Raw genomic sequence first — 3,204 nt, forward strand, 5'->3', positions numbered from 1 at the left:
CCACCCCCCCAGGGAGGCTTGCCCACAGTTGCATGGACCGGTCACGAGGAGGCTTGCCCAGGTAGAGGGCAAGCCTCCCATCTGCGCTTTTAGGGCTGCGGGCAAGCCTTCGGGCAAGCCGGTCTGAGGAGTGTGTACGGCACGAGATCCGAAAGGAGACGTGCCGTGCACGACGCTTCGCACCCCGCCGCCGGCGGCGGGTACTTCGACCGGCTGGACGCCGACTGGGCCGCGCTGTGCGCGGACCCCGCCCTCCGCGGGGCGGTGACCGACTGGGTGACCGATGGCCACCTGACCGACGAGCTCGCGGCCGTGACCGATTCCTGGGCCGGCTCCCTGACGCCCGAGCAGCTCCTTGCCGCACTCCGCCCGGCGGCCGACGGCGTGACCGATGCGCTGACCGACGCCGTCCTGCGCGCCCTCCTCCAGCGAGCCGCCGGCCGTGACCGATCGGCCGTCCTCGCCGGCCGCGTCATCGTCCAGGCGATGCTCCCCGCCGTCTTCCGCATCACCCGCGGACAGGTCCGCACGACCGGCGGCCGCACCCGCGACGCCGTCGGTCACGTGACCGTGACCGCCCTCTACGAAGTCGCCCGCTCCGGCCGCATCCACCTCCGGCCCGGCCGGCCCGCCGCCAACCTGACGCTGGACACCCTGCGCCAGGTCCTGGCCGAGCTCGCCGCCGAACAGGGCCCGGCGGGGGAGGACCTCGCGGCCGCCGAGTACATCGCCGACCCGGCGCCGGGCCCGTACGAGATCGCCCGCGCCCGCACCGTGCGCACGGCCGCCGCCGAAGCCGGCCTCCACCCGGGACCGGCCGACGACGCCGCGACCGCCCCGGCCCGGCTGGAACTCCTGGAGCTCCTCCTCGACGCGGTCCACGACGGCGCCCTGTCGACCGCGGAGGCGCAGGCGCTGGCCTGGCACCACATCAGCGGCGGCATCCCCGACGCCAAGGCCGCCGCCCGCGCCGGCACCACGGTCGGCGCCTGTCAGCGCCGCCGCTCGCGGGCCCTGGCCCGCCTCACAGCATCCCTCCAGCCCGAGGCCGCGGCATGAACCGGACCACCGCCCCGGCCACCGTCCGCTCCCCCCTTTGGAGATGCGTCTTGACCACACCCGCCGCCGTACCGTCGCTGGACGCGGACGAGGAGCGCGTCACCCGCGCCCAGCGTCTGCTCATCCACCTCGGCGCCGCCCTGGTTGCCCGCCCCTTCGACACCGGCACCCACGACAAGCTCCGCGCCTTCCTCCACGAGGACGCCGAGCCCGTCCTCGCCTCGCTTGCCGTACTGAGCCGCCGGCCCGAAGCGGAACTCCGGCACCGGATCGCCGAGCTGGCTGGCCACACCCTGCGCCCGGCCGGGGGCACCGCATGAACCCCGCCCTCACCCGCCGCCAGATGCCGACCGCGCCGGCCGAACCGGAGATGCCAGCTCTCCAGGAGTCCGAGGCCGAACAGGACGCCGCCTGGGTCGGTGGCTGGTCGACCGGCGCCCAGGCCAACTCGGCCGCCATGCTGCGCTGGCTCGTCTGGGGCCTGATCGCGCTCGGCCCGCTCCTGGGCGCGCTCGCCTACCTCTCGGTCCCCGCCACGTCCGCGGCGCCGGCCCCGAAGACCGCGTCGTCCGCACCGGCCGCGAGTGGCGGCCAGGGCGCGGCCGGCTTCGCGACCCTCTTCGTCGCCGCCTATTTGTCCGCGGGCCGGGGCGACGAGCTCAAGCTCGCCGCCTACTACCCGCCGGCCAGCAACCTCCAGCTCGAAGGCGTCTCCGGCCAGCGCCGCGGCGAGCAGCTGACCGTCGTCCGGCTGCGCCAGACCGACACCGCGGTCTGGTCGGTCACTGTCGCTGCCCGCGTCACCGGCGCGGCGCCGACGGCCACGCCGTCCGTGCCGCCGGGCTCCTCTCCGAGCCCGGCGGCCGCGACGGACGCGGTGCGCTACTTCCAGGTGCCCGTGGCCACGGCGCCCGGCGCCGGGGGAGCGACTGCGTACACCGCCCTCGCGCTGCCGGCCGAAGTAGCCGCCCCGGAGCGGGCCAAGAGCCCGGAGCTGGTCTACGGCGTGATGCGCCCGGCGCTGCCCACCGATCCGCGCACCCAGGCCGTCACCTCCTTCCTGGCCGCATACCTCACCAAGGGCGGTGCTGAGCTCGACCGCTACCTCGCCCCCGGGACCCGGCTGGCCGCGCCGTCCCCGGCTCCGTACTCGGGCGTCGTGGTGGACCAGCTCGCGGTTGAGGGCGAGACCGGCGGCGAACCGGTCGTGGCCGTGCCCGGCGACGGCACCACCCGGCGCCTGTTCGTCACCCTCCGGGCGACCGGCCACGACGGGGTGCGGCTCCCGCTCACCTACGCCCTGGCCCTCAAGGCCCGCGCTGGCCGCTGGGAGATCGCCAGCCTCGATGGCGCCCCCGCCCTCACCCCGCCAGCTTCGGCCCCTGCCGTCACCGGCGCCCCGGGCCCGACCCCCACCTCGTAGAAGGAGCACCGTCATGCACGACACCATCACGCTGGCCGCGGGCTGGATCCAGACCGGCACCGGCCTCGGCAACTCCATCAGGACCCTGATCTTCGACGTCGCCATCCCCGTCATGTGCGGGATCTTTGTCGTGGTCGTCGGCTGGAAGACCAAGGCCCCCGGACCGACGATCATGGCCTGCATCTTCGCAGCGGTTCTCTGGGGCCTGTCCTCGAACATGGCCACCCTCAAGAACAAGACGACCGAGGACATCGTCCAGTACCAGGGCGGCCCCGCAGCGTCCCGGAGTGACCAGTGACCGACGCCGCCGGCGGCGGGGAGCTGGACTTCGAGCTGATCGGCCGCTGCTACACCAAGGCCCGGCGCGCGCCGCTGGTCCACGGCATGATCCGGGACGTCAATGGCGGCCGGGGGATCCGGCTGCCCGGCGGCCCCTACACCCTGACCCAGCTCGCCGGGATCGTCGCCACCGTCGCCGCCCTGATCCTGACCCGCCCCGTCTGGGGCGGGCGGGGGTGGCTCGACGTCGCCGTCCTCCTGGTCCTGCCCGCGGTGGTGGCGTTCGTGCTGCGCCACCTCCACGTCGACGGCCGCAACCCTGCGGCCGCCCTGCTGAGCATCGCCCTGATTCTGGCCGCGCCCCGGCGCGGCCAGCTCCGCGGCCGCGCCTACCGACCGGCCCGGCCCACCCGCGGCGACACCCGCATCCACCTGCCCGCCGA

The 3,204-nt window shown here is 75.2% G+C and carries 5 protein-coding genes; all 5 read left to right on the forward strand.

Going from position 1 to position 3,204, the window contains the following annotated elements; translation table 11 throughout:
* Positions 1–165: 165 nt before the first annotated feature.
* Positions 166–1,059: a hypothetical protein gene (locus tag SSNG_RS35760; protein ID WP_042804683.1), complete on the forward strand. Its 894-nt coding sequence runs from the start codon at positions 166–168 to the stop codon at positions 1,057–1,059.
* Positions 1,060–1,109: 50 nt separating this feature from the next.
* Positions 1,110–1,379, forward strand: coding sequence for a hypothetical protein (locus tag SSNG_RS35765; RefSeq protein ID WP_007268872.1), 270 nt, complete (start codon positions 1,110–1,112; stop codon positions 1,377–1,379).
* Positions 1,376–2,482: a conjugal transfer protein gene (locus SSNG_RS35770; RefSeq protein WP_128637638.1), complete on the forward strand. Its 1,107-nt coding sequence runs from the start codon at positions 1,376–1,378 to the stop codon at positions 2,480–2,482. The genes SSNG_RS35765 and SSNG_RS35770 overlap by 4 nt, the downstream gene beginning before the upstream one ends.
* Before the next feature lie 13 nt (positions 2,483–2,495).
* Positions 2,496–2,780 carry a hypothetical protein gene (locus SSNG_RS35775; RefSeq protein WP_007268874.1) on the forward strand — a complete coding sequence of 95 codons (285 nt, stop codon included), beginning with the start codon at positions 2,496–2,498 and terminating at the stop codon, positions 2,778–2,780.
* The coding region (locus SSNG_RS42745; RefSeq protein ID WP_007268875.1) for a hypothetical protein at positions 2,777–3,204 on the forward strand (428 nt) is incomplete at its 3' end. The genes SSNG_RS35775 and SSNG_RS42745, both read left to right, overlap by 4 nt.

Origin of the sequence: Streptomyces sp. C (assembly GCF_000158895.1) — a bacterium.
Taxonomy (GTDB): Bacteria; Actinomycetota; Actinomycetes; order Streptomycetales; family Streptomycetaceae; genus Streptomyces; species Streptomyces racemochromogenes.